This window comes from Staphylococcus shinii, assembly GCF_017583065.1.
In the GTDB taxonomy this organism is placed as follows: domain Bacteria; phylum Bacillota; class Bacilli; order Staphylococcales; family Staphylococcaceae; genus Staphylococcus; species Staphylococcus shinii.
Window position 1 is genome coordinate 43,681 of sequence record NZ_JAGEVL010000005.1, and the last position, 23,785, is coordinate 67,465.

General features: G+C 33.4%; 24 protein-coding genes. 15 read left to right on the plus strand and 9 right to left on the minus strand.

The features are described from left to right. Positions 1-109: 109 nt before the first annotated feature. The 7 genes from J5E45_RS06765 to J5E45_RS06795 all read left to right on the plus strand — a co-directional run bounded on the left by J5E45_RS06765 (position 110) and on the right by J5E45_RS06795 (position 7,801). Positions 110-997 carry a LysR family transcriptional regulator gene (locus J5E45_RS06765; RefSeq protein ID WP_101050226.1) on the plus strand — a complete coding sequence of 296 codons (888 nt, stop codon included), beginning with the start codon at positions 110-112 and terminating at the stop codon, positions 995-997. A 129-nt stretch (positions 998-1,126) separates the two neighbouring features. Beyond that, on the plus strand, positions 1,127-2,215 hold the full coding sequence (locus tag J5E45_RS06770) for a M23 family metallopeptidase (RefSeq protein WP_208181908.1): 1,089 nt from the start codon (positions 1,127-1,129) through the stop codon (positions 2,213-2,215). A 176-nt stretch (positions 2,216-2,391) separates the two neighbouring features. After that, on the plus strand, positions 2,392-3,135 hold the full coding sequence (locus J5E45_RS06775; RefSeq protein ID WP_107549794.1) for a glycerophosphodiester phosphodiesterase family protein: 744 nt from the start codon (positions 2,392-2,394) through the stop codon (positions 3,133-3,135). A gap of 208 nt (positions 3,136-3,343) precedes the next feature. After that, entirely contained in the window at positions 3,344-3,790 is a 447-nt protein-coding gene (gene arr, locus J5E45_RS06780; protein WP_369967243.1) for an NAD(+)--rifampin ADP-ribosyltransferase, read from the plus strand. A gap of 210 nt (positions 3,791-4,000) precedes the next feature. Beyond that, positions 4,001-4,942, plus strand: a complete 942-nt coding sequence (locus J5E45_RS06785) for a mechanosensitive ion channel (protein ID WP_069793225.1) — start codon at positions 4,001-4,003, stop codon at positions 4,940-4,942. A gap of 338 nt (positions 4,943-5,280) precedes the next feature. Beyond that, on the plus strand, positions 5,281-5,736 hold the full coding sequence (locus J5E45_RS06790; RefSeq protein ID WP_039067542.1) for a MarR family winged helix-turn-helix transcriptional regulator: 456 nt from the start codon (positions 5,281-5,283) through the stop codon (positions 5,734-5,736). 421 nt (positions 5,737-6,157) lie between these two features. Further along, positions 6,158-7,801, plus strand: coding sequence for an alpha-keto acid decarboxylase family protein (locus J5E45_RS06795; RefSeq protein ID WP_208181910.1), 1,644 nt, complete (start codon positions 6,158-6,160; stop codon positions 7,799-7,801). A gap of 94 nt (positions 7,802-7,895) precedes the next feature. On the opposite strand, the gene J5E45_RS06800 is transcribed toward J5E45_RS06795, so the two are convergent. Continuing rightward, a complete protein-coding gene (locus J5E45_RS06800) occupies positions 7,896-9,122 on the minus strand; it encodes an NADH-dependent flavin oxidoreductase (RefSeq protein WP_369967244.1) in 1,227 nt (408 codons plus the stop codon). 258 nt (positions 9,123-9,380) lie between these two features. On the opposite strand from J5E45_RS06800, the gene J5E45_RS06805 reads away from it, so the two are divergent. The 6 genes from J5E45_RS06805 to J5E45_RS06830 all read left to right on the plus strand — a co-directional run bounded on the left by J5E45_RS06805 (position 9,381) and on the right by J5E45_RS06830 (position 13,793). Continuing rightward, entirely contained in the window at positions 9,381-10,385 is a 1,005-nt protein-coding gene (locus tag J5E45_RS06805) for an LLM class flavin-dependent oxidoreductase (protein WP_208181912.1), read from the plus strand. A 20-nt stretch (positions 10,386-10,405) separates the two neighbouring features. Further along, positions 10,406-10,738, plus strand: a complete 333-nt coding sequence (locus tag J5E45_RS06810) for a glycine cleavage system H family protein (protein ID WP_208181913.1) — start codon at positions 10,406-10,408, stop codon at positions 10,736-10,738. Positions 10,739-10,741: 3 nt separating this feature from the next. Further along, positions 10,742-11,527 (plus strand): protein-ADP-ribose hydrolase, encoded by a 786-nt coding sequence (locus J5E45_RS06815; protein WP_039067535.1) that lies wholly within the window; start codon positions 10,742-10,744, stop codon positions 11,525-11,527. Next, positions 11,520-12,404, plus strand: coding sequence for an SIR2 family NAD-dependent protein deacylase (locus J5E45_RS06820; protein ID WP_069793221.1), 885 nt, complete (start codon positions 11,520-11,522; stop codon positions 12,402-12,404). Before J5E45_RS06815 ends, J5E45_RS06820 begins: the two co-directional genes overlap by 8 nt. A 9-nt stretch (positions 12,405-12,413) precedes the next feature. Next, a complete protein-coding gene (locus J5E45_RS06825; protein ID WP_208181915.1) occupies positions 12,414-13,436 on the plus strand; it encodes a lipoate--protein ligase in 1,023 nt (340 codons plus the stop codon). 156 nt (positions 13,437-13,592) lie between these two features. Next, on the plus strand, positions 13,593-13,793 hold the full coding sequence (locus J5E45_RS06830; RefSeq protein WP_039067531.1) for a hypothetical protein: 201 nt from the start codon (positions 13,593-13,595) through the stop codon (positions 13,791-13,793). Between the two features lie 97 nt (positions 13,794-13,890). Here the strand turns inward: J5E45_RS06830 and J5E45_RS06835 are convergent, their stop codons facing one another. Together J5E45_RS06835 and J5E45_RS06840 are read right to left on the minus strand one after the other, a co-directional pair. Beyond that, positions 13,891-14,223, minus strand: coding sequence for a YflT domain-containing protein (locus J5E45_RS06835; RefSeq protein WP_039067530.1), 333 nt, complete (start codon positions 14,221-14,223; stop codon positions 13,891-13,893). Between the two features lie 43 nt (positions 14,224-14,266). Continuing rightward, positions 14,267-14,665 carry a hypothetical protein gene (locus tag J5E45_RS06840; protein WP_039067529.1) on the minus strand — a complete coding sequence of 133 codons (399 nt, stop codon included), beginning with the start codon at positions 14,663-14,665 and terminating at the stop codon, positions 14,267-14,269. 207 nt (positions 14,666-14,872) lie between these two features. On the opposite strand from J5E45_RS06840, the gene J5E45_RS06845 reads away from it, so the two are divergent. Then, the gene (locus J5E45_RS06845) at positions 14,873-15,862 is read left to right on the plus strand and encodes a Gfo/Idh/MocA family protein (protein ID WP_107549789.1); all 990 of its coding nucleotides are present in this window, start codon (positions 14,873-14,875) and stop codon (positions 15,860-15,862) included. 259 nt (positions 15,863-16,121) lie between these two features. Here J5E45_RS06845 and larC read toward each other — a convergent pair whose 3' ends face one another. The 6 genes from larC to J5E45_RS06875 are packed head-to-tail and all read right to left on the minus strand — an operon-like array spanning position 16,122 to position 22,526. After that, complete coding sequence (gene larC / locus J5E45_RS06850; protein ID WP_101050206.1) at positions 16,122-17,303, minus strand: nickel pincer cofactor biosynthesis protein LarC; 1,182 nt, start codon at positions 17,301-17,303, stop codon at positions 16,122-16,124. Between the two features lie 16 nt (positions 17,304-17,319). Next, positions 17,320-18,078 (minus strand): nickel pincer cofactor biosynthesis protein LarB, encoded by a 759-nt coding sequence (gene larB, locus J5E45_RS06855; protein WP_069793219.1) that lies wholly within the window; start codon positions 18,076-18,078, stop codon positions 17,320-17,322. A 21-nt stretch (positions 18,079-18,099) separates the two neighbouring features. Further along, positions 18,100-18,924: an ATP-dependent sacrificial sulfur transferase LarE gene (gene larE / locus J5E45_RS06860; RefSeq protein WP_069793218.1), complete on the minus strand. Its 825-nt coding sequence runs from the start codon at positions 18,922-18,924 to the stop codon at positions 18,100-18,102. 16 nt (positions 18,925-18,940) lie between these two features. After that, positions 18,941-20,203 (minus strand): nickel-dependent lactate racemase, encoded by a 1,263-nt coding sequence (gene larA, locus J5E45_RS06865; RefSeq protein ID WP_069793217.1) that lies wholly within the window; start codon positions 20,201-20,203, stop codon positions 18,941-18,943. A 3-nt stretch (positions 20,204-20,206) separates the two neighbouring features. Next, on the minus strand, positions 20,207-21,370 hold the full coding sequence (locus J5E45_RS06870; RefSeq protein WP_039067521.1) for a 2-keto-3-deoxygluconate permease: 1,164 nt from the start codon (positions 21,368-21,370) through the stop codon (positions 20,207-20,209). Between the two features lie 25 nt (positions 21,371-21,395). Beyond that, complete coding sequence (locus J5E45_RS06875; RefSeq protein WP_208181916.1) at positions 21,396-22,526, minus strand: glycerate kinase; 1,131 nt, start codon at positions 22,524-22,526, stop codon at positions 21,396-21,398. 134 nt (positions 22,527-22,660) lie between these two features. Here J5E45_RS06875 and J5E45_RS06880 point away from each other — a divergent pair, with 134 nt between their 5' ends. Beyond that, the gene (locus J5E45_RS06880; protein ID WP_039067518.1) at positions 22,661-23,740 is read left to right on the plus strand and encodes a CdaR family transcriptional regulator; all 1,080 of its coding nucleotides are present in this window, start codon (positions 22,661-22,663) and stop codon (positions 23,738-23,740) included. The last annotated feature ends 45 nt before the right edge of the window (positions 23,741-23,785 follow it).

Consider the following 23,785-nt stretch of genomic DNA (forward strand, 5'->3'; position numbering starts at 1 on the left):
CATGTCCTCACTTAATGATTGATGTATTTATGGTAGCATGTAATTAATAATATAAAAAATGCATTATTTTCATATTAATAATGCATTATTTGCATAGGAGTTGTTGTTCATGGAATGGCATCATTTAGAATACTTTAAATATTTAGCACAAATTGAAAATATGTCTGAATGTGCGCGTGTGTTAAATATAAGTCAGTCAACACTAAGTAGAGCGATGAAAAATTTAGAGGCAGAGCTTGGCGTACCTCTTTTCAATAGAATTGGTCGGATAATTAAACTGAATAAATATGGAGCAGAATTTTTGAAAACAACAAATAATATTGTTGAAGAAATGGATATTTATAAAACTAATATTATAGATACTACTAACGTTTACAATGGTAAATTGAAAATTGGCTTTCTACACTCGGTTGGCGTGACATATATTTCAGAATTTTTAAAAACATTCAATTTAAAATATCCTAATGTAGAATTAAAATTAGTGCAAAATGATGCTAAAAATTTAATTGTGATGCTAGATAAAGGAGAAGTAGATATCATTATCACAACCGTTGAAGAAATGAATAAACATACACATTTCGAACCACTGATCGTAGAGCAATTATATGTAACAGTAAATGAAAACCATAAATTAGGAGAACGTAATGAAATAGCAATTGATGAACTGATAGATGAAAAGTTTATACTTCTAAAAACAAATTTATTATTACGTCGTCAAATAGATGAAATTTTAAAATCATATCAATTTACACCAAAAATTAGTTTTGAAGGTGATGAAGTTATTACAATTGCAACTTTTATCAGCTCAGGATTAGGAATTTCTATTTTACCTCATTTAAGAAATGTAAAGATTCCAAATTTAAGACAAATCCCAATAAAAAACCATGATGCGAAAAGGGTAATTGGATTATGTTATAAAAATAAAAATGATGTAGTACCAATTATAAATAAAGCAAAAGAAAGTTTAGTCAACTACTTTAAAACGATAAGCAATTAGGAATATTCAAAAAAATTACAGCTATCTCAAAATAATTACCAGTAAATTAAAAAACGATGTCTACTATTCTATTAAATCACTTCATCTGATATATTAGCTTAAGAAAAAATTTGGGAGGATTTATTAATTATGAAAAAGTTTGTTACAGCAACGATTGCTACATTGTCATTGGGAGCAATTGGCATAGCACAAGGAGAGGCACAAGCATCTGAAAACGGTCAATCTAATTCACAATATTCAAGTAACCAGTCTTCTAATAGTATTTTTAACTATGGTTATATTGATCAAGATGCTAGTGGGAACTATCATCACACATTAGATGGTAACTGGGACCAATCTATGTTTGATCAACAACAATATTATTTCTATTTAATTGATGGTGAAGGGAATTATCATTATTTTTATTTCCCTATGAATAATCAAAGTGGAAATGCAAATGTATCAATAAATAATGATAATAACTATTCTGCTAATCAAAGCCATGAAGAAGTTCAAAAAGATGGTTATGATGTAAATCAAAGTAGTAAGCAAAACGATACACAAAACAGAAATAGTTCAGACGAAGTTTCTGCTCAAACTTCATCTGAACAAGCAACACCACAAGAAACATCACAAGCAACATCAAATGTAGACTACAATGATAGTTATACACGTGATGATGGTAACGGGGAACAAAACGTACAACAGAATGCAACATCAAATGCAACAACAAATGCAACAACAAATGAAACATCAAATGCAACAACTAATACAACAGCCCAAGATTCAACAAACCAAAGTACTTCAAACAATACATCGGATTCAAATTCAACAAGCAACTCAAATTCATCAAATTGGTTAACTAAAAACCGTCAATTACAACCATACGGTCAATATCATGGGGGCGGTGCGCACTATGGTGTCGACTACGCTATGGATGAAAATACACCAGTTTATTCATTAACTGATGGTACAGTAACTCAAAGTGGTTGGAGTAATTATGGGGGTGGTAACCAAGTTACTATCCAAGAGAAAAACAGTGATAACTATCAATGGTATATGCATATGAATTCTTTAAATGTTCAAAAAGGACAACAGGTTAAAGAAGGACAACAAATCGGTGCATCAGGTAGTACAGGTAACTCTACTGCTCCTCACTTACACTTCCAACGTATGCAAGGCGGCGTAGGTAATCAATATTCAGTTGATCCTTCATCATACGTAAATTCAAAAGCATAATAAATAATTAATTAGTCGTCTTTGAATACCTTTAGTAAGGTGTCAAAGGCGATTTTTTGTTAAGTTATATTTTCTATAAATTACGTCAGGCACTTTAACAAACCATTTAGATTATTTGTAATATCTTAAATGACATATCATAATTACACTAAAATCTATTTGAAAAGGAAGATGAGATGTTTAATATATATGGACACAGAGGATTATCAAGTAAAGCACCTGAAAATACTATAGCAGCATTTGAAGCGGCAGCAAAAGTGACTGGACTAAAATGGGTGGAACTAGATGTTGCAATTACAAAGGATGAACAACTCGTTATTATTCATGATGACTTTTTAGATAGAACCACAGATATAGTTGGTGAAATTACACAATTGGAGTATGAAGAAATTAAGCATGCTTCTGCAGGCAATTGGTTCAGTTCAAAATTTAAGGATGAAAAATTACCGACTTTTGATGAAATAATAACATTTGCTAATAAATTTCAAATGAATTTAAACATTGAGTTAAAGGGTGTGACTGGAAGTAACGGTAGTGATTTATCTTTAAGCATGGTTCAACAAGTAGCTGAAAAATTAAAAGACTTAGATAAAAGCCTAAATGTATTGATATCTAGTTTTAATATTTATTTAGTAAAATTAGCAGAAGTACATATGCCAGCATACAAACGAGCAGTTATCTTCAAAGCAGCAGCGTTTCAAGGAGACTGGAGAACGCTTTTAGATTTTTGTGAATCAACAATTGTTAATATTGAAGATGCAAAGCTTACAAAAAATCGTGTTCGCGCAATAAAAGATGCTGGCTATGAATTAAATGTATGGACAGTAAATAATAAGATGAGAGCAAATCAATTGGCTAATTGGGGAGTGGACGGAGTCTTCACAGATAAAGCGGATGAATTAGTGCATTTAAATAGTTAATCATCGACATGTAATAGTATGAGGATACAAAATAGTAGTGTAATTTTGTATCCTCAATTTATATAAAACTATGCATGATATTGTTGGAAGTATGTTTAATAATTTCAATGAAATATTCCTTTGTGTTTATTATACTATATGAAAAATAAATATTATAGACTATTTATTTTATTAATTGGAACATATAATAGTAAGACGTTTTAGAGAAATGTGGGGGAACTATTTTATGGAAAATCAAAAGCAAGTATTTGAACAAGATTTATATTTACATGGTACAAAAGCTCAGTTGCAGATAGGTGATTTATTGAAGCCTTTGCAAAAATCTAATTACCAAGACCGCATCATGAATCATATTTATTTTACCGGAACATTAGAAGCAGCAAAATGGGGCGCTGAATTGGCTGTAGCTTTAGCCAAAGAAGAAGCAGGCGCACACATTTATATCATAGAGCCACAAGGAGATTTTGAAGATGATCCCAATGTTACAGACAAGAAGTTTCCCGGTAATCCAACGCGCTCATATCGTTCTACTGAGCCATTGAAAATTGTTGCAGAATTAGGTTCATGGGAAAGTCATTCTAAAGAAGAAATCAATCATATGCTAGCAGGAATTGAACAATTGAGAAGTGAAGGTCTAGACATTATAGAAGATTGATAGTTATAAATAAAAATTAATTAGAAGAATAATATCATCGATAGTTCGCTTAATTTATAATTAATTATTTCGTAATATGTTTATTTGGTGTTTGATGAATAAATGATATGTAGTATTACCTTGATTTGCAAAAATATTTTTTAAAAAATTATATAAATATGATTATCTTTATTTTTCTAGGGTATTTGTCCAAAAAAGGGGGCAATTTACATGAGTAAAATTTTAGATTCTTTAATGGGAGCACTTGATAGTGTTATAAGTTTCATCCCAAATATTATAGGTGCATTAATATTCTTAATTATTGCTTGGATTATTGCAGTAATTGTTAAGAATATCATAGTTAAAGGCCTAGGCGCATTAGGTTTTGAGTCTTGGTTACAAGAAAAAGGCTTAGTAGATGCAGAAAGCGGAAAATCTGAGTCAGCAGGTTTAATACAAACCTTTGGTAAGCTAGCATACTTCTTAGTATTCTTACTGTTCTTACCGTCAGTATTTGATTCATTAAATATGCAATCAGTATCAAAACCTATTAAAGGTATGATGAGCAGTATACTTAACTTTGCACCTAAAATTATTGTTGCAATAGTAATATTAGTGATTGGTTTATTTATCGCAAAAGTTTTAGGTACATTAGTGAAAAACATATTATCAAGTTTAAATGTAAGTAAATTTAATCAATATGTTAATTTTGGAAAAAATGAAGATAGCATAGATATTCCAGTAGCAGCTGGTTGGGTAATCACTACGTTAATTGGTTTATTCTTTACAGTTCAAGCGCTTAGCACAGTGAATTTATCTGTATTAAACCAAATTGGTGAAGCAATTATCGGTTACTTACCGCTTGTTATTTCTGCTGCAATCATTTTAGCATTAGGATTAATCGGTGGTAACTTAGTTGCAAAATTTATTAACAAATCAACTGGGAACGGTATGTTGGCTGAAATTGTAAAATATTTAGTCATTATTGTTTCCGTATTTATGACATTAGATCAGCTAAACTTTGCGCAAAGTATTGTTAACGTAGCATTCTTATTAATTTTAGGTGCTGTAGCTGTAGCATTTGCAATTGCGTTTGGTATTGGCGGTAAGTCGTTTGCCGAGAAACAACTTGAAAAATTCTCTAATAAAATCGATTCAGAAAATAAAAAATAATTAAAAGCAGAATTAGTTTTTGCTTTATTAGCGAAAGGACTATTGCTACCAATTTCGGGGCAATGGTCCTTTTTTCTAATTGTGAATTGAATGCAAAAATGATGTATTATTTACAATAAAAGGGGTTAAAGTCGTATTGATATATACGTTATTATCGTTTCATTTAAGTGTATAGAGTCAACTATGGTATAGGGTTGAATGGTTTATAATGAATAAAACAAATAGTAAGTCTGCTATAATTATAAAAATGTTATGGTTATATTGTGTATATATTTCCTAGGAAAAGACAAAATAATTATAACGAAAGTGATTAATATAGATAAGGAATGTGAGTATGAATGGAAGGAAACAATAATGATTATGAAAACTTGTTATTTTACTTTGCGTATAAAACTTTTATAAATACGGCAGATGAAATAATTGAAGATTATGGTTTGAATAGACAACATCACAGATTTTTATTTTTTATAGAAAAAGTTCCAGGTATTACAATTAAAAATCTTTTGAAAAGTATGGAAATTTCTAAACAAGGCAGTCACGCAACTCTGAAAAAACTTAAAGATGAAGCATTTATTGTTGAAAAACAGACAGAAGCTGATAAACGAATTAAAGCCCTTTATCCTACTGAAAAAGGTACAAAATTAGTTCGTGAATTAAACAAAGCGCAGAATGATTTATTTAGAGATATCCAAAAAAAAGTCGGTAATGACTGGTATGCAATTATGGAAGAATTTGCTTCGTATCGTACAGGATTCCAAGAGGTAAAATATTTGAAAGGCGATGTGAAAGATTAAAGCGTTTGTATAATATACAGTTAGCGGTATTAAAATCAAAACTTGTTAAAATATAGCACTGTATGAATACAACTCAACTCTTCACGATTTTGAAAAAACTAAATTGCATCGTATAAAAAGTGTTCCGGGTCATCATTAGATGTCTCGGAATTTTTAATTATAAGTAGAAATAGCACTATTAATATTTCAGCTAACTGCGTTTTAAATTGGATGTCTTTTTAAAGGAGGAGGACATTGTAATCTTAGACCTCTGTAATATCTTTTACGTGCGCCAAACCGTTGTTAAAGTTTAATAATGTTGGTATTTATGTGAGTGATTTCGGGAAGGTTCACTTAATAATAAGAGTCAATATTGTTGACCTTTATTATGTTATAAGTTAAATTTGAAGTGTATTAGATATAGAGTAAAGGGGAAATGAAAATGAAAAAACGTGTAGGACAATATCTAATGGACTGTTTGGGCAATGTTGGTGTAGATAAAGTGTTTGGTGTACCAGGAGATTTTAACCTTACCTTTCTAGATGATATTATTAGTCGTAATGACTTAGAATGGGTTGGCAATACGAATGAATTAAATGCAAGTTATGCTGCAGATGGTTATGCAAGGTTAAAGGGCATTGCTGCTATGGTAACGACATTTGGTGTAGGAGAGCTAAGTGCCGTAAACGGTATTGCTGGGTCATATGCAGAACGTGTACCAGTTATTCAAATTACTGGCGCACCGACACGTGCCGTTGAACAAGCTGGTAAATATGTGCATCATTCCTTAGGTGAGGGACATTTTGATGACTATAGAAATATGTATGATTCAATTACGACAGCACAAGCTTATATCACGCCTGAAAATGCACAATCGGAAATTCCGAGAGTGATAAATGCTGCATTATTTGAAAAAAGACCAGTTCATATTCACTTACCAATCGATGTAGCGAATACCGAGATAGAAATAATATCAACTTTTGAAATAGCAGAGCATCAACATATGGATGTTTCTAAATATATGCAAATGATAGTGGGAAAATTACAAAGTGCAGAACAACCTGTTATCATCACTGGTCACGAAATTAATAGTTTCGGATTACATGAAGCTTTAGAAAAATTTGTAACACAAACCCATATTCCAGTTGCACAATTATCATTAGGTAAAGGTGCATTTAATGAAGAAAGTCCATATTATATGGGGGTTTATGATGGCGCATTAGCAGATAAAGCCATAAGAGACTATGTAGACCAAAGTGATGCAATTTTAAATATCGGTGCAAAATTGACAGATTCAGCCACAGCTGGATATTCTTATCAATTTGATATTGATGATGTAGTAATGATTAATCATCATAATTTTAAAATGAATGAAACGAAAGATAATGATGTATCGTTAGTAGATTTACTAGCTGGATTAAATAAACTTAATTATGTAAATCACACGGATTTTCCGAAATATAAGCGCCCAAGTGCGCATGATTATGATTTGAATGATGACCCTTTAACACAAGAGACTTACTTCAAAATGATGCAGGATTTTATTAAAGATGAAGATGTAATTATAGCTGAGCAAGGAACTTCATTCTTTGGGGCGTATGATTTAGCATTAAATCAACATAATAAATTTATCGGACAACCATTGTGGGGCTCTATTGGTTATACATTACCTGCGACTTTAGGTACACAATTGGCTGATCCTAAACGTAGAAACTTATTATTGATTGGTGACGGTTCGTTACAATTAACTGTGCAAGCTATATCTACGATGATAAGGGAAGAAATTAAACCAGTTATATTTGTTATAAATAATGATGGCTATACAGTAGAACGTAAAATTCACGGCGAAAATGAAATGTATAACGACATCCAAATGTGGGATTATAAGTTATTACCAACTGTCTTTGGTGGTAAAGATGAAGTATGTACGCATGATGTCAACACGAGTGAAGAATTCCAAAAGGTGTTACTTCAAGTTGAAGCACAACCAGATAGAATGCATTTTATAGAAGTGAAAATGGATGTGCATGATGCCCCTCGTAAGTTAAATGCGATAGGTCAGGCATTTGCTAAGCAAAACGGCTAATATGAAAAAATAGTTTGGAATTTATACATTTGTGTTAGATATTTAGATAGTATTTTAAATTAACAAACGCGAAACCATAAAACCAGATAAGGTATTATGGTTTCGCGTTTTTTTCGACTGCAGTATATTCCACTTGGTCATAATTTTCTTCAAGTTTACGTAGTTCGTCACGTGTTTCTTTATTTAAACCTTCGCCGTAATCCATCATCTTAACAATATCTTTAAATGCTGCATATGGGATAGCTAATTCTTCTATATCTTCAAGGGTAACATGTAAATTGATTTTTTCAGGAGTACCATTAGCTAATTTCGATACGAAATCAGGCTCTGTTACAAAAGGTGATGACATACCAACCATATCGGCATGTTTCAATGCGTCCAAGGCACTTTCAGGTGAATTAATTCCACCACTAGCAATAACAGGTACTCTGCCTCTTAGGTAGTCACGGACAACTGCATTTACAAATTGTCCTTTATAATTACCATCTGAACGAACCTTGTTTTGGTAAATTTGACGACCCCAACTAGCAATTGCCAGATATTGTATATCTGCGGTTTCTAAAACCCAGTCTAGATGTTGGTTGAATTCGTCAATTGTATAACCAATGTCGCTCCCGCGTGTTTCTTCAGGTGTGGCACGATAACCTAGTATAAAGTTAGGTGGAGCCTCCTTATCGATAACAGATTGCACAGCAGCTAATATCTCTAAGCCTATACGTGCACGATTCCTTAAATTTTGTGATCCGTATTGATCCGTACGTTGATTAGAAAATGTAGAAAAAAAGGTTTGAATGAGTAGGCGTTGTGCTGCGGAGATTTCAACACCATCAAATCCAGCCTGAATGGCACGTGAAGTTGCATCTGCGTATTGTTTAATCACAGCGTCAATCTTTGTTTGTGACATTGCCAACACCTCATGTTGGATAGGTGAATGTAATGACATAGGACTAGGTCCGTATACTTGACCAAAATTTAAAATAGCTTGGTTTGAAAATCTACCTGCATGTGTAAGTTGCAAAATAGCTTTATTACCATCTTGTTTCATGGCAGTAGCTAATTTTTTTAAACCTGGGATACAGCTGTCATCAATAATACTAAATCCATATTCAAAAAGTTGACCATATGGTTCTATATAAGCAGCACCAGTTACTTGAAGCGGCGCTGCATGTGAACGTCTTTGTGCATAACGCAAGTCTTGGGCTGTAATATGACCATTTTGTGTAGAGGAATTAGTCGTCATGGGTGAAAGTACAAAACGATTATTTAAGTTAACTCCGTTGGGCAGTGTAATTGTTTTGAAAAGTGAATCAAAATTATTTATCATAGCTTTGACCTCATTCTTTGTTGTAATATGTAATTTAAAATTAACATTAATGTGACAGAATGGTCAATTAAACAAGAAATTTCGACATTTTATAAGCAAAATATAACAAAATATTTCTATATCCGTTATTCTATAAAGTGAGAGTAATATGTGTTGAATTTGATATTCTGACTAAATACAATTTAATTTTACATTGCTATAAGTAATAAATATAGAAAAGCATATGTATGTGGTATAACGGGAGTGAATTTAAACTTGGTAAAGTTGAACATATTAGATTATGCTGTCATTGATGAAGGACAAACGGCGGAAGGTGCCTTACAAGACACTGTAAAGTTAGCACAATTAGCAGATGAATTAGGTTATAAACGGTTTTGGATCACGGAACACCATAACGTTCCAGCGTTTGCTTGTGCTAGCCCAGAGTTAATGATGATGCAACTGTTAGCAAAGACACAACGTATACGGCTAGGTTCGGGTGGTGTGATGTTACCACACTATAGTCCATTTAAAGTGGCGGAAAACTTTCGATTGTTAGAGGCGTTTTACCCAATGAGAGTAGATTTAGGTATTGGTAATAATCCGGGCACCTCCAGTGTGAAAAAAGCACTTAATGAAACAAAATCTTACTTTTTAGACTACAAGCAGTCTATATTAGACATAAGAGATTATTTAACTGAAAATAACATAGAACAACGATTAGATAATGTGTTAGCACAACCAAGTATTACGACAGTTCCTCAAATGTGGTTGTTAAGTACAAGTGTTGATTCCGCGAAAATGGCAGGCGAAGTAGGAATGGGATATACTTTAGGAACATTCTTATTACCAAATGCTACGGCCATCCAAAACGCTAAAGCAAGTGTTCAAGCTTATAGAGCGTCATTTAAACCGACTAAGTTAAATATGAATCCTATAGTTATGACCACGGTGTTTACTGTAGTTGCTGACAATGAGGAATATGCCTCATTATTAGCACAAGCATTAGATGTTTGGCTGTTGGGTAAAAAACAATTTGCAGAATTTAATCGTATGCCATCAATAGCGACAGCTCAAGATTATCAAAAGTCAGAAAGAGATAAACAGTTAATTGCACAAAATCGCGCACGTATGGTTGTTGGGACAAAAGCAACTGTTCAAAGCCAACTAGAGCAAATAATAGAAACATTTGATGCAGACGAACTTATGATTGTCCCATTAATACCAGGTTTCGAAAATCGGAGTCGCACAATAGAATTGATTGCAGAAATGAATTTATAATTAAAGAAAGGAAGATATAAATGAAAAAATTAGCGAATTACTTATGGATTGAAAAAACAGGAGAACAATATGTTTATAGAATGACACCAGAATTACAAGATGATGTAGGAACTGTAGGTTATGTGGCGTTTATGGGTGAAGATAATGTGAAAGTTGACGATGAAATTGTCAGTATCGAAGCTTCAAAAACAGTTTTAGACGTACAATCTCCATTAGCAGGTAAAATTGTGGCACGTAATACCAAGGCAGAAGATGAGCCGACACTTTTAAATTCTGAAAAGCCAGAAGAGAACTGGTTAGTAAAATTAGAAAACATTGATGAAGCAGCCTTTAATGCACTTCCAGAGGCATAAAACATGCAACAAGTAGAACGCTTAGCGTATTTGATTGAATATTTATGGCATGAGGCAAATGGTGATAAAACATTAGACTTACCTGATACAGAACAAGCACGTTGGGAGATGTTTAGAAGTTTAATAAATATAAGGCCAGCAAAAGGTATATCTAAAGATTTTATTGATGTACAAGATGCATTATTAAATCAATATAATAAACAACAAGTGACCGATATGGCGTCTTTAACACCATGCTTAGATAACGATATTTATTTATGGCAAGGTGATATTACGCAATTACAAGTAGATGCAATTGTGAATGCGGCCAATAGTCAGTTGTTAGGTTGTTTTGAACCGAATCATAATTGTATAGATAATATTATTCATACAAAAGCAGGTGTACAGTTACGTTTAGCATGCGCAGAGCTAATAGAAAGCCAAGGAAAACAAGAAGGCGTGGGTAAAGCGAAAATCACAGATGCTTATAATTTACCTGCAAATTACGTTATTCATACAGTTGGACCACAAATACGTAAAACGCCAGTGTCACGAATGAATCGTGATTTGCTTGCGCGATGCTATCGAAACTGTTTAGAAATAGCAGACAAGCATCAACTAAAGAGTATTGCTTTTTGTTGTATTTCTACAGGAGTCTTTGGTTTTCCACAAGCAGAAGCCTCTCGAATTGCTATAGATACGGTGTTGAATTATAAACAAACCCATCAATCAGCAATTAAAGTAATATTCAATGTGTTTACTGATATAGATGCTAAGTTATACAAGGAGGGCTTGAAACATAATGACTGAATCAACATGGGACGTCTTAACGACAACATATGACCAACAAGCTGACCAATTAGCTGATGCGTTAGCGGAAGCGGACGCTGTTGTAGTAGGTATTGGTGCCGGTATGTCTGCTGCAGATGGATTTACTTATATCGGAGAAAGGTTCACGCAACATTTTCCAGATTTTATAGCCAAATACGGCTTCTTCGATATGTTGCAGGCAAGTCTACATCCTTTTGAAAGTTGGCAAGAGTATTGGGCGTTTGAAAGTCGTTTTGTTGCACTAAACTATTTAGATCAACCTGTAGGTGCCTCTTATGTAGCATTAAAACAAATTTTAGAAGCAAAAGATCACCATATTATTACAACAAATGCTGATAACGCTTTTGCAGTAGCAGATTATGATTTAGAAAAAGTTTTTCATATTCAAGGAGAGTATATTTTATGGCAATGTAGCCAACATTGTCATGCTCAAACCTATCGTGACGATGACGCGATACGCCAAATGGTAGCGCAACAGGAAGATATGAAGATACCTAGGGAATTAGTGCCGCATTGCCCAAAATGTGATGCGCCTATGGAGATTAATAAACGTAAGGCACAAGTTGGAATGGTGGAAGATGCAGATTTTGTGGAACAATTGTCGCGTTATAATCAATTTCTTAATACGCATAAAGAAGGTAAAGTGCTTTATCTAGAAATAGGTATTGGCTACACGACACCACAATTTGTGAAACATCCTTTTCAACGTATGACACGACAAAATCCAAACGCATTATTCATGACCTTGAATAAAAAAGCTTATCGTATCCCAGAAGATATACGAGAGAGAACAATACATTTAACTGATGATATTTCAACACTGATTTTAGAAGCGAATAAAAAATTAACTGAATAGGAGATGGCTATGTATTTAATTGAACCGATTAGAAATGGTGAATATATAACTGATGGTGCTGTATCATTGGCTATGCAAGTATATGTAAGTGAAAACATATTTTTAAATGAAGATATACTTTTCCCATATTATTGTGATCCTAAAGTAGAGATAGGTCGTTTTCAAAATACTGCTGTAGAAATTAACCAAGATTATTTAGAACAAAATGATATTAAAATTGTGCGTCGTGATACAGGAGGCGGAGCGGTATATGTAGACCGTGGTGCAGTGAATATGTGCTGTATTCTAGAAAAAGATGATACAATTTATGGTAATTTTAAAAAATTTTATGAACCGGGTATTCAAGCATTACATCGGCTTGGAGCCACTGAAGTAGAACAAAGTGGGCGTAATGATTTAGCAATTAATGGTAAAAAGGTATCTGGAGCAGCTATGACACTGATTAAAGGCAGAATTTATGGCGGTTACTCTCTATTGTTAGATGTAGATTATGAACCCATGGTTAATGTTCTTAAACCAAATCGCAAAAAAATCGAATCTAAAGGTATTAAATCAGTACGTTCTCGTGTCGGTAGTATTCGACCATACTTAGCATCAGAATATCAAAATATAACAATAGAAACATTTAAAAATCTAATGGTTAAGCAAGTGCTAGGTGTTGATGATTTAAGTAATGCTAAACGCTATATTTTAACAGATAAAGATTGGAAAGCGATTGATGACATGCTTGAGAAAAAATACAATAACTGGGAGTGGAATTATGGGCGTTCTCCACGTTATGAATATAATCGGGATGCGCGATTAGTAGCAGGAACGATTGACATTAGTTTGGCAGTTGAACAAGGTCGAATTTCAGCATGTCGTATTTATGGTGATTTCTTTGGGCAAGGTGATATCAGTGATGTTGAAAATCAACTACAAGGTGTTCGGGTAGTAAAAGATGATATTATAGCAGCATTAAATGAGTTAGACGTTACATACTATTTTGGTAAAACGACGCCTGAAGAATTAGCCGAGGTTATTTTAAGTTAATTAAAAAGGTAAACTAAGGCGTATACGTCGAACGTCGAATAAAAATGAATTTCAGTGTAATTTTAAGTGTCTAAACTAAGCCAAATCCATGTCGTTTGGAAAAATGAATGTCGGGTATGGCAATTATAAGATCTTGATATATAAGGGGGATCCCGTATGGATAAAAATCATATTAAAGAGGCGTTATCTAAACATTCAGAGATTATTGTAGAAACTGTTGAACATGAGCGAATAACTGTTAAAGCAATAGAGGATAATGACGATTCGCAATATTTACATGTTACAGAGCCAAAAGACCAACAAGTAGAAATTGATAAAATAACTGACGTACAAGTAAATAATTTTAATCAACTTTAGTCTTAATTATAAATGTACAAAGTACATATAAAACGACCTTCCATCCAATTTAATAATTGTGGAAGGTCGTTATTATTTGTGTCGATAATTATTAGTATTATAAAACATCTCTTGCACGAGAATCAGTAACGATTAATAAGACTTTGCCTTGATCCATGAGTTCTTCGTATTTTTGAGAATCTTCTTCAGAAACACCTAGGGTTTGTAACTTTTCACGCAATTGATTCCCTTGCTTAGCTACTTCATCTCCCACGTTAGAGCGATTGTAATTAATACCGGATACTTCGGTATTATTTACAATTCTTTCTGTACGATCAGGGTCATGAGTTAATACAAAGACATCTTTTGCATTTATTTTTTGATCTTTTAGTGTATTAATATTTACTTCGATTTCTTCATCATTTGAATATACTTTTACAATTGGTGTCATATATAAAGCCTCCTTAAAAAATTAATAGATTAACTTACTGAATTTACTGATTATCTTGTTCCTGAAGTCTATCATAACGTGCATGTGCAATATAAAAATGCGTGTGTTTAATTGCATAATTATACACTTCTTCTCTTTGAATATCGGTTGGCAATTCAAAATCAGTAACTAGTTTTTCTTCATTTTCGTCTTGGACTTGAGAAACATTACTGTGTGGAACGTTCAATTTTTCTTTAGGATAAGCTAAAGTAATATGTTCCGGTGTTTCTTTGATAGCTTGTAAATTTTCTATTTTGAACGCTTCGTTAATATAGTTTTCTACTCTTTTTTCACGTTTACGCTTTCTTTTATTCACCGAAGCTTCATTCCTGTATAGTTTCTTGATGAGTAGGAAGAAAACCACGACTATTATTAAAAATATTATAAAATAAAATATGGACATCTTATAGCCCTCCTTACACATAAAAAATGCAAATGTGATTTTATGCCTTTATATTAAGTGTATACCACCAAATTACTTTTAAAAACAAATCTAATGATTTTGTATTATTGATTTTGAATTAAATGCGCCTATAAAGTACACTATATTTATGTAATTAATTATTAAAATAAATAAAAAATACAAATAATTTAAAAAGGGGAATGATTTATGAACATTGGAATTGTTGGGGCGGGAAAAATTGTTAAAGAAGCGCTACCTGTGATGGAGCAAATAGCAGAATATAATTTTCAGAGTCTTGTTTCTTCAGGGAGAAATCCGGAAAATGTAGAGAAGTTACAAAAGCAATTTAATATTAAGCATATTTATGATAGTTATGATGCGTTTTTAGCAGACGACACAATCGACACTATATATCTAGCCGTACCAAATCATTTGCACTTTGATTACGCACGTAAGGCAATTAAACAACATAAACATGTCATATGTGAAAAACCATTTACATTAACAAAAGCAGAATTATTAGAATTAAAAAATCTTGCTGAAGTTCATCAAGTTATTATTATAGAAGCCATTACTAATCTATATTTAAATAATTTTGACGCATTAAAACGCTCCTTACATGAAATAGGGGATAGTAAGATTGCACAATTTAATTATTCGCAGTATTCATCAAGGTATGATGATTTTAAAAAAGATATTATTCAACCTGCATTTGATCCAACTAAAGGTGGCGGAGCGTTAATGGATATCAATGTTTATAATATCCATTTGGCAATTGCTTTATTTGGTAAACCAAACGGAGTAGCCTACTTTGCAAACATAGAAAATAATATCGATACGTCTGGCATTTTACAATTAAATTATGACGGTATAAAAGTTGTATGTATAGGTGCGAAAGACTCTAGTTCAGATAATCAATCTTATATTCAAGGGGATAAAGCAACAATAAATATTAAAGGTCCTACAAATGAATTAAAAGCCTTTGAATTAAAATATAACGATGGTGGTGCACAGTCATATCAGGTTAATCAACATGAACATCGCATGTACGAAGAATTTGTAAAAATTGCCGAAATAATTAATGAGAAAAACTTTGATATAGCTACGCAAAAGTTAGAACACAGTATTCAAGTAATTGAAGTATTAGAACTTGCTCTAGACAGCGCACATATCGAATTAGGCCCTTCAGTTAAATAATATTAGCTTGAACTTGGATGAATTTTCAGGGAACCTGTAACATTATAAATCAAGTTCAAAAAACGCACCTCCCTTCAACTAATGAATGGAAGTGCGTTTATATTTGTTTGCGGATACAATTCAAACTAGAAGGATTGATAAATAAATATTATTGAAGAAGTAAACGAACTCATTTTTTAGCATTATGAGCTCTGTAATACTTTTGGTTTTTAATATTATGGTTACGCCGTGATTTAGTTTTATTTATATTAGTGTTGAGTTAATCCGTATCAATATTAATGTGCTTTTGTATAGTTATTTGTATGTCGTTATATACGGTAGCAAAAGGCGTTCCTGATTGAATCGCAGCATTCCGAACATCTTCAAATTCAGGTTTTGCTTTTATAATTTTGTCACCAAACATACCTAATTTCACTAATATTGCGCCGTAATCTGTATGTACGGTTTGAAACTGACGATGTAAGATTTTTCGGTTTACTGTATAACTACGTACACCTAATGATGTCGTATATTTGAGTATATAGTTTTCGAAATATTGTGCTTGCGTAAGACTACAAATAACTGTTAGTTGTGTAGCTGGACGACTTTTTTTCATTGTAATAGGTGTGTAATAAACGTCCAAAGCACCATCGTCTATCACTTGTTCCATAAAAAATCCAAGCATTTCTGGTGTCATGTCATCAAGTTGGCATTCTAATACTTGAACTTGAGCAGGAGTTGCTTCTTTTTTAGAAAATTGAACTGCACGTAATATATTTGGAAAATCAAAATCTTTGGTACCACAACCATAACCAATATTCGATATTGTGACACTTGGTAGTGGCCCGACTTCTGATACTAATGCTTTAATAAAACCAGCGCCTGTCGGGGTCGTTAATTCGCTTGCTACATCAAATGCGGCAAGCGGGATACCTTTGAGTATTTCAGCAGTTGCGGGCGCGGGTACAGGATAAATACCATGTGCAATATTGATTTTTCCGTGTCCGGTAGGAACCGGGGAAGCGAGTAAAGAATCAATGTTTAAGTATTCTAATGCTAAACAACTGCCGATAATATCAATGATTGAATCCATCGCACCTACTTCATGAAAATGTACGTTTTCAACTGACATGCCATGAATTTTTGCTTCTGCATGTGCAATAACATCAAATACTTGGATACTTCGTTCTTTTACTCTAACAGGCAAGGCGCTTTCTGTTATCATTTTAAAAATATCTGTAGCTTTTCTATGGTGATGTGCTGGTTCATAATCGATTGATAATGATGTGGCTTGAATACCTTGTTTATTTTGAGAAGAAAAGTTTAACTTAAATTTGTTTAAAGGCAACTCATTTAAGTACTTTTCAATATAGTTTACATCTGCACCTAAATCGACAAGTGCAGATAGTAACATATCACCTGCAATACCTGCGTGACAATCTAAATAAATTGCATTAGGCATATTGTTTCACTCCTTTCTAATAAGCTTCAATCATTTTTATAATCATCGCAGCATTATAACCGCCACCAAAACCATTATCTATATTGAGGACACTTGTTCCTGGTGCACAGGAATTAACCATTGATAATAGCGTTGTAACGCCTTCTAAATTCGCACCATAACCTATACTAGTAGGAACAGAGTAAACTGGGTGATCTACTAATCCTGATACTACACTTGAAAGGGCGCCTTCCATACCTGCAACGACGATTGAAACTTTACCTTGTCTAATTGCTTCTATATGTGAAAATAAACGATGGATACCTGACACACCTACGTCATAAAAACGTTTTACATGTATGCCCATTACTTCAGCAGTAACAGCTGCTTCTTCTGCAACTGGTAAATCAGAAGTTCCGGCGCAAATTATAGACGTGTAATATTTAGATTTTGAGATATTGTTTACAGGGGTACAAATAATACGAGCTGTTTCATGATATTCAAGATGACTATACTTAGCTATAATATCTTGCGCTTTATCATGGTCAACTCTTGTAACTAGAACAACCTCTTCATGTACGAGTAAAGTGCTGATGATATCTATGATTTGTGAAGTTGTTTTTCCTTCACCAAAAATAACTTCTGGAAAGCCTTGGCGTTGCCTCCTATGCAAATCAATTTTGGCAAAACCTAATTCGTCATAATGACTTAATTTAGTCTTGGCTTCTGAAATAGAAAGTTGATTTGATTGGACAGCTTGAAGCAATGAATCTAGAGAATCTTGCTTGTCAGTCATAGTTATGCCACCTTTATGAAATTAATATGCATCTAATGAATCGATGACTTCGTTCATACTTCCTGTACGATAGCCTTCTAAATCTATCGTTACGTAGTCAAAGCCAAGTTCTTTAAGGCGTAGTGTTATTTGTTTTCGATACTGTACTAAGGTTGGAATGTCGATATCATTAACTTCTACTCTAGCGATATTATGGTGGTAACGTACTCTAACATTGCTAATATCTAGGCTTAGAATATATTTTTCTGCTTCATTGACTTTATTTACTTTGTCAAAATTCAATGTTTCCCCATAAGGAATACGAGAAGCAAGACTACATAATGCCGGTTTATCCCAAACTGGTAATCCATTGGCCTTACTGATTTCTCTTACTTCGGATTTATATAAATCCGCTTCTTGTAATATACTTCTCACATTAAATTCTGTTCTTGCTTTTAATCCTGGTCTGAAATCATCTAAGTCGTCCATGATCATGCCGTCAAGCACATAGTTAAAGTTGTATTTCTTTCTTAACGCTTCTAATTTTGAGTATAATAAGCACTTGCTGTAATACCAACTATCAGGTGTATTTTCAATAATGTGTGGATCTTTCAATTCTTCAATTTCAGCCTCTATTATTGGCGCGTTAAGTTGATTTGCTAGTTGAATAGCTTGGTCGAATTCTTCATGTCTAAATAACTCAGATTTGACTATAACTGCTTTAACATTTGCATGACCTAATACATCAATAGCCTTTTTTAAAACTAGACTACTATCTACGCCTCCAGAAAAAGCTATAATCACTTTGTTCATATCTTTAAGAATATTTTCTAAATTTTGTTCTTTATTTAAAGTATCAGTTAACATTATTATTCCTCCTAATTTATGATTCAACGTATGGAATCGTTAGTGGTCCTAACGGCATAACGCCAATTGTCATATCTTTCCCATATTTGCTTTCAAGCATTTTTAGTGTGTCATTAATTTCAGTAACTGGATATAGCATAGCGTCTTTAGTCTGTTCATCAGTGAGTTTGGAATATAAATAAACATCTGCAAATGTTTGAATAACAGCTTGTTTTTGAACTTGCCATTGGTCCAACATAGCGAAGTTAGGATCGTTAATCATGTCGACGAGTGCTTGGGGGCTATTAGCCATTTTAAGAATTTCAGCATAGTTTCCGTGATTAGGATATCCATCGCTACATTCTGATAACATAATAATACTGCCACCCTCTTTGACAACTTTGTGTGCAGCGCTCATACCTTTAACAGTTTGATATAAGTTTTGGTCTAAAGGGTATCCGGAGTTAGAAGCTATTACAACATCAAAGGGTTCATCACATTTGAACATGGCATGTTTCTTAGCGTAAGCACATCCTTTGTCGTGGGCTTCATATAATTCTCCGGCAAAAACTTCAGTAATAGCTTTCTCTTTATTTAATGTTACATTGAGCATGAAGTCGGGCTTACACATGGCATTAATTTCCCGGGTCATATCTTGAACAGGATTATCTGTCATATTACCCCAAGTGGAGCGAATATCACCAATCATTTTAGCATTATGGAAGGTCATAATTGTTTCAATACCGGCAATTCCTGGCATGATACCTTTAGGACCACCTGAAAAACCAGCAAAGAAATGTGGTTCAATAAAGCCGGTAACAATTTTGAAATCCGCCTCAACATATGATTTGTTTAGATATACATCACATCCATATTTACTATGCCCAACTTTGCTTAAGGTTGTTTTATCATTACAATGATTATGAACTATTTTGATATTTTTAACGATGTCTTCACCTAACATTTGGACAAGCTCTTCACGAGTTTGATCACGATGTGTACCAGTACCATTAATAATTACAAAATTCTCCAATGGTACATGAGACAATGTTTTTATAAGTAAGGGAACAAGGATATGATTAGGCGTTGGTCTTGTAATATCACTAATCACAATAGCTACAGATTGATGAGCCTGAACCATTTCGCTCAAAGGTCTAGTACCGATAGGGTGACATAAAGCGTTTTGTATTGCACCGATATCATCTTCAAGTGCAGTTAAGTCTTGCGGTTCGATTAAGATACTGTGATCCGGTAACTCAATTTCAACATTGGATTTACCATATAGAATAGTGGTTTTCAAAAATTACTCCTCCTTTTTATTTAAAACGCTTTCATAGAAGTGTAGTTTATTTACTTGTTTTAGTTTGAAAAATGGTGCGCTTGAATGCTTAAAATATTCTTTTCTTCCATATATACCCTTATTTTTCTGATGTTTATCAATCATTATAACTGCTATTGGACATAAAATAGCGGTAGTAATAGCAGATATCGATATTTGAGCCGTCGCCACAGGGGCAATTTTTTCTATCATTGCAAACTCACTTTGACTTAAATTACCGTTTGCTAGAGCGGTAGAAGCAGCCGCAACTACTGCAGCTGGAGTAGATACAGCATTTCCAGCAGTGGAAGCTTCAGAAACGGGGGCGATAACACTCTTTTCTTTAAATAATTTAAATGCAGCTACACCAGTAACAGCCGTACATATAAATGTTAATAGAGCTAAAGTTAGCCCACCAGATAATACGGAGAAATTAAAGAATTCAGCTAAATTCATACCGGCGCCTAATGAGAAAGCGAAGAACGGAATTAGTATTGTTTCTCCTGGGCGTAGAAAATCTGAAATTTTAGGATCTAAGTTGCCTAATAGCATACCTATACCTAATGGAAGCAGTACTGATATGAATGATATGACTGGAAAAGTAGTGCCAATAAACCCTAATGAAATTAGTGTGAGTAGAGGTCCATCATTAATTGCTAATATAGACAATCCGCCAATATCTGAACGGTTTCCATAGGCACTTGTTAATGCGGCATACATACCGCTATTGCTATTTGTCATTGCAGCAATAATTGCAATTGTAGATAATCCAAATAATCCTGTCCACGGGTCAAAAATAGCGCCGAGCAGTAATCCAATTGCTAACCCGGAAAAATACTTAGTAGATGTTAATAAAAAACCTTTTTTTAATGCCTTTCCACCAATTTTCAAGTTCATTTGACTTCCCACGCAAAATATGAAAAGTGCAATTAATACTAACGCGCTATCTTTAAATAATTCCTGTGAAAATCCGCCAATTTGCAACATTTCATAATAGCCTTGCTCAGTCTTCGGTGCGCCGAGTTGCTTTAATATATTCATTATAAAACTTAAGTGTAGTTGATCAATCGTATTGATTGTAGCGCCTAAAAGTAAAGGTACAACCATCAATCCTCCTGGTATCTTTTCAATCGTATCTTTGATTCTCATAACTAACATCCCCTTGAATATGTTATTAATTATGGAAAAATGTTTTTACGATATTCTTAGTTGCTTTCTTTATTAATTTTTCCGAATTAGCAATCGTATGTGCAAGTGACATAGGTCCATCGGTTAAACTAAAGGCACTTACTACGCCAACATCTTTAAACGTATCAATATCTACATCGACAGTTCCTCCAATAAAGATTACAGGCACGTTGAACTTTTGAGCGCATTTGGCAATACCTATTGGCGTTTTACCGTAAAAGGTTTGGAAATCAATTTTACCTTCGCCTGTAATTACTAAATCTGCGTCTTGTAAATAATCTTCGAGATGAATATGATTTATAACGACTTTAATGCCATCCTCAAATTCACTAGGGAAAAATGCCTTGAAAGCCCCCCCTAGTCCACCAGCAGCACCAGCACCAGCTAATTCATGTAGACGTATATGTTGTGTTGAATCAACAACATCCGCCCAATGTGTAAGATTTTGTTCTAGTAATACTATTTCTGAAGTTGAGGCACCTTTTTGTTTTCCAAAGACATGGGTTGCACCATCTTGACCAATTAATGGGTTTTTAACGTCTGTTGCAATCACAAAGCTACAATGTTGAATTCTATCATCGAAGTGTTTTAAATCAATGTGATGGACATGTTTTAGCGCAGCACCACCAAAAGGTATATCATTAAGATCTTTATTGACCAATCTTGCACCTAATGCCTGTAACATACCAGCGCCGGCATCATTTGTTGCTGATCCACCAATCGCTAGAATGAATTTTTTATAACCTTTATCTAATGCGTCTCGTATTAGTTCTCCGGTGCCGTATGTTGTGGTGATCATTGGATTTAATTTTTCTTCTGGTACGTGTTTTAATCCTGATGCTTCTGCCATTTCAATAACACAAGTTTTATTATCATCTAATACACCGTATTGAGCAGTAACTTGGTTACCTAATGGCCCAGTAACAGTAACCGTTATAAATGTACTATTTGTTGCATTTACCAGTGCTTCCATAGTTCCCTCTCCGCCATCACCAACCGGTAAAGCGTGAATCTCAGCATGAGGGTAGGCTTCGGAAATACTATAAGACATATAAGAGGTGACCTCAGTAGCGGTCATACTACCCTTGAATGAATCAGGCGCTAAGACAATTTTCAATTTAAACTACCTCCTTGTAAACGCTTTCTGCTATATATTATTCTATTATATAGTTTTTATTTTATTGAAAATAGGGTTAAACTATACAAGAATATACCTTTAAATTTGTATAAAAGTGATAAAGTGGTGGGATAATGGAGATATTAACAGAAGAAGTAGCAACGCTTATTGTTGAAGAAACGGCAAAAAGAACGAAAAGCAATATTAATATAATGAATTTTAACGGCAAGATTATAGCATCGTTTGATAAAAGTAGAATCGGTAGTATACACGAAGGTGCGCGTCAAGTATTAGAGCGCGGGAAAACGGTTATATTGACTCAAGAAGATTGTGAGAAACTTCAGGGGACACAGCCAGGTATTAATTTACCTATTATATTTCAAGACGAAATTGTAGGTGTTATTGGTATTACAGGCGATCCTAAAGCACTGTTATATGTAGCAGATTTAGTGAAAATGTCGACTGAATTATTGTTATATCAAAACTATTTTACATATGAACTAGAAGGGCAAATAAGGAGCCAAGAGTTATTTATTGAAGAACTGTTGAAAAGTAATCCCTCTAATTCGTTTGTGCAATATCTAACTAAGCAACTTAACTCAAATTTATTAGCTTATAGAAAATGTATTATTATTAATTTAGAAAAACAAATATTTTCAAGAAATAGTATTGTTCGTACATTAACTAGCAAAATCGATCAGAGTACTTTCGCTTTAGCTTTTACTAATCATAATCGTATCGTTATACTGGCTTCTGATGAATCGCAAAAAGCTTTGGATGAAAAGATAGTTAGAATCTATCATGCTTTTAAATCATTAAAGTTAGCAATAAGAATGGCTTCAAGTTTACTTTTTTCAAGCTTGAATGATTTTAAAAAAGCTTATGAAGAATGTGAACTTGTTTTTATGTTGAGCGATCAAACTCAATCATTGATGTCATTTGAAGATGTAGAAGAGAAAACGTTGCTTTATCAAATAGAAAGTGAAATAAGAGAAAGATATAAACATAGAATTTTAAGTGATTTAGATTCACAAAGCATAGAAACTCTAAAAAGTTTCTTCAAAAATGATTTGAACATTGCTAAAACTGCAAAATATCTCTATATACACCGCAATACGTTACTTTACCGATTAGAAAAATGCAAAATGCGTACAGGTTTGAATCCAAAAAAATATTCGGACGCTATTAAATTACAAATAGCTTTATGGTGTTAACTATTTATAGTTTAGTTGATGTATATTTCATCTGATTAGTAAATT

What these genes read in the sequence shown, in the direction of transcription:
- J5E45_RS06765 (WP_101050226.1), top strand. Translation starts at nt 110, where the DNA reads ATGGAATGGCATCATTTAGAATACTTTAAATATTTAGCACAAATTGAA.
- J5E45_RS06770 (WP_208181908.1), top strand. Translation starts at nt 1,127, where the DNA reads ATGAAAAAGTTTGTTACAGCAACGATTGCTACATTGTCATTGGGAGCA.
- J5E45_RS06775 (WP_107549794.1), top strand. Translation starts at nt 2,392, where the DNA reads ATGTTTAATATATATGGACACAGAGGATTATCAAGTAAAGCACCTGAA.
- arr (WP_369967243.1), top strand. Translation starts at nt 3,344, where the DNA reads ATGTGGGGGAACTATTTTATGGAAAATCAAAAGCAAGTATTTGAACAA.
- J5E45_RS06785 (WP_069793225.1), top strand. Translation starts at nt 4,001, where the DNA reads ATGAGTAAAATTTTAGATTCTTTAATGGGAGCACTTGATAGTGTTATA.
- J5E45_RS06790 (WP_039067542.1), top strand. Translation starts at nt 5,281, where the DNA reads ATGGAAGGAAACAATAATGATTATGAAAACTTGTTATTTTACTTTGCG.
- J5E45_RS06795 (WP_208181910.1), top strand. Translation starts at nt 6,158, where the DNA reads ATGAAAAAACGTGTAGGACAATATCTAATGGACTGTTTGGGCAATGTT.
- J5E45_RS06810 (WP_208181913.1), top strand. Translation starts at nt 10,406, where the DNA reads ATGAAAAAATTAGCGAATTACTTATGGATTGAAAAAACAGGAGAACAA.
- J5E45_RS06815 (WP_039067535.1), top strand. Translation starts at nt 10,742, where the DNA reads ATGCAACAAGTAGAACGCTTAGCGTATTTGATTGAATATTTATGGCAT.
- J5E45_RS06820 (WP_069793221.1), top strand. Translation starts at nt 11,520, where the DNA reads ATGACTGAATCAACATGGGACGTCTTAACGACAACATATGACCAACAA.
- J5E45_RS06825 (WP_208181915.1), top strand. Translation starts at nt 12,414, where the DNA reads ATGTATTTAATTGAACCGATTAGAAATGGTGAATATATAACTGATGGT.
- J5E45_RS06830 (WP_039067531.1), top strand. Translation starts at nt 13,593, where the DNA reads ATGGATAAAAATCATATTAAAGAGGCGTTATCTAAACATTCAGAGATT.
- J5E45_RS06835 (WP_039067530.1), bottom strand. Translation starts at nt 14,223, where the DNA reads ATGACACCAATTGTAAAAGTATATTCAAATGATGAAGAAATCGAAGTA.
- J5E45_RS06840 (WP_039067529.1), bottom strand. Translation starts at nt 14,665, where the DNA reads ATGTCCATATTTTATTTTATAATATTTTTAATAATAGTCGTGGTTTTC.
- J5E45_RS06845 (WP_107549789.1), top strand. Translation starts at nt 14,873, where the DNA reads ATGAACATTGGAATTGTTGGGGCGGGAAAAATTGTTAAAGAAGCGCTA.
- larC (WP_101050206.1), bottom strand. Translation starts at nt 17,303, where the DNA reads ATGCCTAATGCAATTTATTTAGATTGTCACGCAGGTATTGCAGGTGAT.
- larB (WP_069793219.1), bottom strand. Translation starts at nt 18,078, where the DNA reads ATGACTGACAAGCAAGATTCTCTAGATTCATTGCTTCAAGCTGTCCAA.
- larE (WP_069793218.1), bottom strand. Translation starts at nt 18,924, where the DNA reads ATGTTAACTGATACTTTAAATAAAGAACAAAATTTAGAAAATATTCTT.
- J5E45_RS06870 (WP_039067521.1), bottom strand. Translation starts at nt 21,370, where the DNA reads ATGAGAATCAAAGATACGATTGAAAAGATACCAGGAGGATTGATGGTT.
- J5E45_RS06880 (WP_039067518.1), top strand. Translation starts at nt 22,661, where the DNA reads ATGGAGATATTAACAGAAGAAGTAGCAACGCTTATTGTTGAAGAAACG.